The following is a 7372-nucleotide window of genomic DNA, read 5'->3' as shown; positions in this document are numbered from 1 at the left end:
CCTACTCCCTACTCCCTACTCCCTACTCCCTACTCCCTACTCCCTACTCCCTTAAAAATGCTATATCTTGATCATGATAGTTTCCCCATTTCTCTATTATTTCCTGGGCAAGATGACTAGGAAATGAATGGTAACCGGGTTCCAATTCCTTCGATAAAATTAAGTCAATGGCTATGTTATGGGCATAGAAGACTGGGTCGAGAGTCTGAACTGGAGTAGGTTCCGCTAAGGAAAAATTGATCGGCGCTTTTTTGAAAAGCACTTCTGCATCTGAGAAGTTATCACCAAATTCATCTTCTGCGCCGATGTTGGCAAGATACTTACCACTAAAATCTTCCTTGTCTAAATCATATTCCTTAGAAAGTACTCCATTAACTCCCGTACAGGTTACAACACAAAAAGCCTCCTTTAGTGCTGCCCTAATGCCATCCAGGTCCTCAGCCTGTAACCCTTTGATTCCTCTAGCCCTAAGCTGTTCCAAAATCTTAGGATTTTTCTCGACGACCACCAGCTCCTTGGTTAAGTCTAATAATTCATTAACCAGTCCTTTTCCAACTTTTCCACAACCAAAGATTATCAATTTTTTATCCACTAATGATTCGTTAGTTAACTGGTGGAATGCTTTGACAAATGCCTTACTAGTGCCATAGAACGTTTCTATATTTTTTAGGGAACTGTCATCCACAGAAATCAAGGGATAGGAAATATCTAAGGATTGATAGATATCGTTATCGAGTTTAGTTAGCTCTACCACTCCCTGGCTAGGGGTGAGTAGTGTGGGTAACTCTCCATAAAGATCTAAACAAATATCATAGTTATCCTCAAAATTCCCTTCCAGATTAAGCTCAACATTAGCACTGAGTAAAATTTCTACCGCTTCTGGGTTAGGCTTGATCAAATTAGGGCAAGACACGGTAAGCTCAGCACCAGCCAACAGCAACGGTTCAACTTTAAAGACAGTTTCTATGGTCAAGTGGATATGATGCAATAGTCTTAATCCTTGATAAGGCTGATGGGAACGCATCTGTTGTCTCAGCTCAGCCATAAATGGCATAGCTTCAGAGCGGGGATGTTTTTGCCGTGCTTGTTCAAAGACCTTAAAATCGATCATATTATCTCAACTTCGGTTAATCTTATATTAATTTTAGTTAATCATTTATATAGTAGTTCTTAATTGGGTGATGGACAAAATCCTGGATTTTAGGGAATAGGGAAGAGAGCAAAAATCCTTTGTACCTCATGAACATGATAACCGCGATAGCAGTTTGAAAGTGAGGGGTCAAGTACCCTGGTCTGCCTGCTCATCCCCTCTCTCCAAACCTTAATCCTTACGGTAAACTTTTGAGCTGAAAGCTTTATCCAGCTAGTCTTTCAGCCTTTGGATGGAACTTCGTTTCAGCTTGAAAACTACCTTTACCTGAATCAGACACTTGCAATATTCTCCCATCAAAGTTAAACTTCTTAGAGTCAACCAGCTGTAAGGTGAAAATAAGATAAAATATATGACTGACGATAAAATGCAAACTCTTTCATCTTTTGCTAAAGAAGAGTACGGACTTAGTTCAGCCTCAATCCAAGCTATGGTAAACTATGGTTACGCTTTGTTAGCTATTGCCGGAGGTGATGGAGAGGTTTCTGACGCAGAAATGCAGTGGTTAATCAATCACCAAACTAAATTTGGTGCCACTGAAGAGGTTGTAGGACTCTACAAGTCTTTTGATTACAAAAATGCTAACCTACAAGAGCTGTTGCCCGATATCAAAGTTGATGTTGACACTTGGTCAGTAGGAAACGAATTGGTATATCATGCCATTAAGATGTCATCAGCTGATGGGGTTTATGCTGACGCAGAAAGATCCAAAGTAAAAGAAGCAGCAAAAATCCTCGGAGTTGCTGATGATATTGTTTTGACTCTAGAAAGTTTAGTAGAGATGGAACGAACTGTTGTTAAGATGCGTAAGTCATTGATTCACGTGAACACATTCTAGACAACGGTATCACAATAGCACGGTAGGTAAGCATATGCGCGCTCGCGCACGGTGCGCGAACAGCTATCAGCTATCAGCCAAGGCCACACTACGCGAATGGCTGATAGCTGATACGCGACACGCTGATAGCTGAATACTTACTGTGTAGCTATTTTAGAACTACTATAATAGGAAGAAAAATTAAGCGATCGCAAAACAATACTCTAATCTAAAATAGGGTAGCATCCCTTTACAGATTTAATCTATTCCTATCTCCCCATCTCCCCATCTCCCCATCCTTTCAAGGGTATGTTTTTTACAAAGACGTCAGGTGTGGGGTGTAGGGTGTAGGGTGTAGGGTGTGGGGGATAAGAAAATATACTTAATTTGTCGTTAAAATCATCATTGTCTTGATGCAATAGCGAGTGGGGGAAACCCCCGCATGAAGGCGCAAATCACGCTTGTTCGTTGTTTTTCTTTTCCTCTTCCTCTCAGTCGTCCCATGTTTTACCCAAATGTAAAAAACCTACCCCTGTGAGATCTCCCCATCTCCCCATCTCCCCATCTCCCCATCTCCCCAAACTTCCCACACTTCCCCTTCTTTCTGAAAAATATTTGAGAAATATCACATACACCCGATTAACGGTAGCGAAGTTGTTGACCCTTGATGACTAAACCCATTCTCATCGCGTTTCCAATTGGAGTGAATCGTTTTTGTTTCGTCATGGTTTGGGGATGATGACGCACGGTAGATAAACTCAGGCTAAGCAGAGTCACAACAATTAGTGTAGCGCTTAAATTACGAGTAAAGGTTAAGTCAAACATTATCTGCGGATTTCCAACTGTCTCTACTTTCACAGTAGAAATCTCTTTTGATTAGTTCCCCCACTAATATGCAACTACCTTAATTGACTCTCTCTATAATCGTGAATCCCACCAATTCAGTGGGTTTAGGAGTGTTGTTAAGCTAGACAATCTGCCCACTGGCACCATGGCAGAAAAATTCAATATCCCTCTGTTTCCCTACTCCCTACTCCCTACTCCCTACTCCCTACCCAGCAGTGTCAATCAACCATATCTCCGATTTGGAGCCATCTTATCTAGGGATTTCACTTTAGTAGCTCTTGGCTTCTCCAATTGACCCTGAGACTTACAGCACAAAGCACTGTGGGGTAGAACTCGTAAGATTTCGGTTAGGGTGGTTACCCCTTTGGTTACCTTTTCAATGGCTGCCTTCCGGAAGGAATAAAAACTGATTTTATCCAGGTAACGGTGCAACTGAGTCATGGTTCCCTCATAAATCAACTGCCGCACCATATCATCTACATCCAGTAACTCTACAATGGCTTCCCGTCCTAAATAGCCGGAATTGTAGCACTTGGCGCAACCCTTTCCTTTCCGCCAACCTTTGAGATTAGCTTCCTCTGGCGTCACATTCAGCTTCCGCAAATCTTCAGAAGTCGGGGTGTAAGGTTCTTGACAGTGGGGACATACTTTGCGCACCAAACGCTGTGCCACTATTCCCAATAGGGCATCACTGATTAAACCCGGTTCCGGACCAATATCTTTAATACGAGGAATAGCACTGACTGCATCATTGGTGTGGAGAGTGGTCAATACTAAGTGACCGGTCAAAGCCGCTCGAATCCCTGTTTCAGCGGTTTCAGCATCCCGAATTTCCCCCACCATAATGATGTCCGGGTCTTGGCGTAAAATTGCCCTCATCCCTGCCGCAAAGGTCATCCCCGCTGCCTCATTCACTTGGGTCTGGGTAATCCGGGGTAAGACATACTCCACTGGGTCTTCCACCGTTACTACATTCACATGTTCTGTGGCTAACCCTTGCAAGGAATTATATAGCGTACTCGTTTTACCAGAACCAGTCGGACCGGTGATAATAACCATTCCTTGGGGTTGCTGCAACCAACCTTTATAGATTTTAAGCTCTTCGTCAGAAAAGCCTAACTCTTCCAAGCCAGAAAAGGGGTTCTCTCTTGGTAATAAGCGAATCACTGCTTTCTCTCCCCCCACACAAGGGAGGGTACTCACCCGCAGATCTAACCCAACTAAACAGGCAAGGGGTCTCCCGTTATACCCGCAGGGTTAGCGGGAGGGGAATTGCCTGACGGGGTCTCTTGGTTGCTGGACATAATTCTTCAGTTCCTCAATTGTGACGCCACCACAAGAAGCGACAAAATAAGAACCCGTCCAGAAAACTTTATTATCTGGTGTAAAACCGTTTCAGGTGCTCAGTAAACTCAGCCACGAATCAATCTACTAGTTACTGTTTCGATATTGGCGATCAGTTTAACCGGAGCCAATGCGCGGGTTAAGGTCAACAAGAAGCGTGAACATGGTCATTTTCGCCATTGAACTCTACTAAGTTACATTCCCATTTCACGCAAGTGTCGAAACAGATTTGCTTCAACCTGTTCGCTAAGCGTGGCCTACGGCCTCATCAAGATCTGTTTTGATCTAGTCTTTCGCCTGTATTTCGTTACCAAAACAATATGTACGGTAAGTCTATAAACTGACCGGTTTTATTTTTTTTAAATGCTTTTCATTTTTGTACAGTAAGTCCTAAAATAAAAATATGATATTAACTTACTGCTACAGAATCAAGCCAAGTCTCGAACAGGTCGCCATCATGGAAAGGTGGCTTGAACTGTTACGCCGTCATTGGAATTATGCTTTAGGACAACGGCTTGATTGGCTCAATCGGACTCGTTCCCCGATTGATAGATGTAGCTTAATCAGTGAGCCGATCGGTGAGATCCCAGAACCGGTTAACTATTACACTCAACAAGCGGCTCTCAAGGAAACTAAGGGACTGTTTCCTGAGTACAAGCAAATCTATGCAGAAACTCAGCAGGTTAACCTACAACGGCTAAACAAAGCATGGGATAGGTGGCGAAAACCCGACGCCAATGGTAACAGAGGCGGTAGACCTCGTTTTAAAAGACCTGGAGAACTCCGATCATTTGTATTTCCCAGGGTAAACAATTCTAAAGCTGGAGCACACTTAATTGACGGCGTTCTAAAGCTAAGCCGAATTGGTTCAATTCCTGTGGTAATGCATCGACTGTTGCCTGATGGATTTACTCTTAAGCAATGTACAGTCATCAAAAAAGCTGATGGTTGGTATTGCTGCATCTCAATGAAGGATGATACCGTACCTGAAATATTACCCGTAGATGCGGTTAAGTCTGCTGTTGGAATTGATGTTGGCTTAGAGAAGTTTTTGACCACGTCTGACGGTGAAGCAGTACCTATCCCACAGTTTTATAGGAATGCTCAAGACAGACTGGCTAAAGCTCAAAAAGTAATGTCGCGTCGTGTTAAGGGGTCTAATAACTGGAAAAAAGCTAAAAACAAAGTCGCTTTATTGAACCTTTATTTAGCCCGTTGTCGAAAGGAATTTCATTATCAGGTCGCTCACTGGCTGTGTAGCAAATATGACTTAATTGCTCATGAAAACTTAAACATCAAAGGACTTGCGCGAACTAAGTTAGCGAAATCAATACATGATGCAGCCTGGGGTAAATTTCTGGAAATATTGCAAGCAGTGGCGGTAAAACGCGGTTTGTTAGTCCAGGAAGTTAATCCACGGGGAACAAGTATTGAGTGTTTTAATTGTGGTTCCAGAGTCGAAAAAAGTTTAAGCGAACGAGTTCATTTTTGTTTTAGTTGTGACGTCAAAATTGATCGCGACTGGAATAGTGGCATCAATATTTTGAATCGTGGATTAATGGCGGTTGGACTGCCGCTCAATGGCTGTGGTAAATCGGCACAGGATGTCGAGGATCAGCAAATATCATTTGTGAATTTGAGAAGCCTACATCATAATCTTTGATTTGATGTAGGAGTAGTCACGTTCTGCCTCCTCCCCAGTCGCATAGTTTTCCCCAATCCGACCATCTTGAGGACGGCGGCTTTCAGCAATGTCCATATCAGACATGACTTTGAGAGCAACCACCACTGCTCGTCCCAAGTCAGACGGTAAGGTAGTTATATCCCTAAGAATCCCATCAATGCGATAGCGGACTCTTAAGCCATCAGTCATCGGTTCCAGGTGAATATCACTGGCGCGGTTACGCAAAGCTCCAGAGATAATAGTTTTAATCCGCTCAATCTGGTCAGCCGCTTGGGACAGATACAATTCTGTGGTTTCGGTAATGTCTTCTTGTTCCACCTCACCAGTAAGGGGATTGACAAAGGCTACCGAACTGATAGATTTTGCATCATTGTTTTCCCTGTGGTACCATCGCTTGTAGCTTTTGGGTGCAATGGGAATAATTTTGATTTCGGTGAAAGTGCGATCGCTTAATTTTTTGAGCTGCTCTGGGGATAACTGGACTGGGCTACCCAGGTAATAACAGTTGCGCCACAGTACCAGCGGAATCACCGGAGGTAAATCTTGGCGATTGGGGAATGGCTTAAAGAACCGGTAGCTGACTTCCCGATCCAGCAGGTTAACGTTTAGTTCTCCTTGTGGGTTAACCAACAGTTTAAGGGCTGCTTCACAGTTAATTTCACCCTTTCTCAACTTCCTCCAAGCCGATGAAGTTCTAACGCCAGTTTCCATGATTTACTCCCCACTATTTTAAACTAAATTAAACAGTTTTTGTTGATGAATTTCCAGTTTTACTTATCCCTTACACCTGGGTGCTTATTGACTATAGCAGTTTTTGATTAATTGGTATTACCCTTGGTTGATATTGGAGTAATATATCAAGGCAATACTATAAATCTTTATCTAATCTTTATATATAACCTTACCTTTTTCCTTTCACAAAACCTAGGCTTAGCTAAATAGACTTACCTAGTTTTTTACAATGATTATATAGCCTTTCTAAACCTTGACAAACAAGTACATTGACAAACAAGTAACGACAGTCTGGCGAGACCCAGGCTCCACCAAACTAATGGCTATTGAGGGCGTTAGCACCGAACTTGTAGAGCTGACCTTCCTGAGTAACTCCCACAAGGATTGAGTGTTGATTGCTGAGCGTTAACACTCAATCCTTAATAGCTAGAATAATGGCAAATTTATAGTCATCTTCCTCATCAAAATTTTGTCCATCTCCCCATCTCCCCATCTCCCTATCTCCCCATCTCCCCATCTCCCCATCTCCCCATCTCCCTATCTCCCCATCTCCCTATCTCCCCATCTCCCCATCTACCTATCTCCCTATCTCCCTATCTCCCCAAACTTAGTTAAAAATACGGTTTTACCATAGTTAACTATTAATTAGCTTAGTAACACAAGCTAAGAATCGTATCAATAATTATGACCTACCATAACAACAGACGGGATTCACTGATAGACAATCGGGACCTAGTTGGTGATTTATATCATGTCGGGTTGAATGCCCCTGATTAAGCCACTTTCACCTCGGGCCACC

At 42.9% G+C, this 7372-nt stretch carries 4 protein-coding genes and 3 pseudogenes; 2 read left to right on the top strand and 5 right to left on the bottom strand.

Going from position 1 to position 7372, the window contains the following annotated elements; all coding sequences use genetic code 11:
* Positions 1-43 precede the first annotated feature (43 nt).
* Positions 44-1111, bottom strand: a complete 1068-nt coding sequence (locus AC4II3_RS29870) for an NAD-binding protein (protein ID WP_488029848.1) — start codon at positions 1109-1111, stop codon at positions 44-46.
* Positions 1112-1502: 391 nt separating this feature from the next.
* On the opposite strand from AC4II3_RS29870, the gene AC4II3_RS29865 reads away from it, so the two are divergent.
* Positions 1503-1988, top strand: a complete 486-nt coding sequence (locus tag AC4II3_RS29865) for a tellurite resistance TerB family protein (protein WP_488029849.1) — start codon at positions 1503-1505, stop codon at positions 1986-1988.
* Between the two features lie 618 nt (positions 1989-2606).
* On the opposite strand, the gene AC4II3_RS29860 is transcribed toward AC4II3_RS29865, so the two are convergent.
* The 3 genes and pseudogenes from AC4II3_RS29860 to tnpA all read right to left on the bottom strand — a co-directional run bounded on the left by AC4II3_RS29860 (position 2607) and on the right by tnpA (position 4477).
* Entirely contained in the window at positions 2607-2825 is a 219-nt protein-coding gene (locus AC4II3_RS29860; RefSeq protein ID WP_143727892.1) for a hypothetical protein, read from the bottom strand.
* Between the two features lie 210 nt (positions 2826-3035).
* Positions 3036-4034: pseudogene (locus tag AC4II3_RS29855) on the bottom strand (GspE/PulE family protein); the annotation flags it as partial.
* Between the two features lie 36 nt (positions 4035-4070).
* Positions 4071-4477, bottom strand: a pseudogene (tnpA, locus tag AC4II3_RS29850) (IS200/IS605 family transposase).
* Between the two features lie 83 nt (positions 4478-4560).
* On the opposite strand from tnpA, the gene AC4II3_RS29845 reads away from it, so the two are divergent.
* Entirely contained in the window at positions 4561-5820 is a 1260-nt protein-coding gene (locus AC4II3_RS29845; RefSeq protein WP_488016399.1) for an RNA-guided endonuclease InsQ/TnpB family protein, read from the top strand.
* Positions 5821-5841: 21 nt separating this feature from the next.
* On the opposite strand, the pseudogene AC4II3_RS29840 reads toward AC4II3_RS29845, so the two are convergent.
* Positions 5842-6552: pseudogene (locus tag AC4II3_RS29840) on the bottom strand (ATPase, T2SS/T4P/T4SS family); the annotation flags it as partial.
* Between the last annotated feature and the right edge of the window lie 820 nt (positions 6553-7372).

This window comes from Moorena sp. (assembly GCF_982860115.1).
Note: the sequence above shows the minus strand (reverse complement) of the source record. Positions and strands in the feature narration are given on the sequence as shown.

Coding starts and splice junctions, on each gene's coding strand:
- AC4II3_RS29870 (WP_488029848.1), bottom strand. CDS start 1,111: ATGATCGATTTTAAGGTCTTTGAACAAGCACGGCAAAAACATCCCCGC.
- AC4II3_RS29865 (WP_488029849.1), top strand. CDS start 1,503: ATGACTGACGATAAAATGCAAACTCTTTCATCTTTTGCTAAAGAAGAG.
- AC4II3_RS29845 (WP_488016399.1), top strand. CDS start 4,561: ATGATATTAACTTACTGCTACAGAATCAAGCCAAGTCTCGAACAGGTC.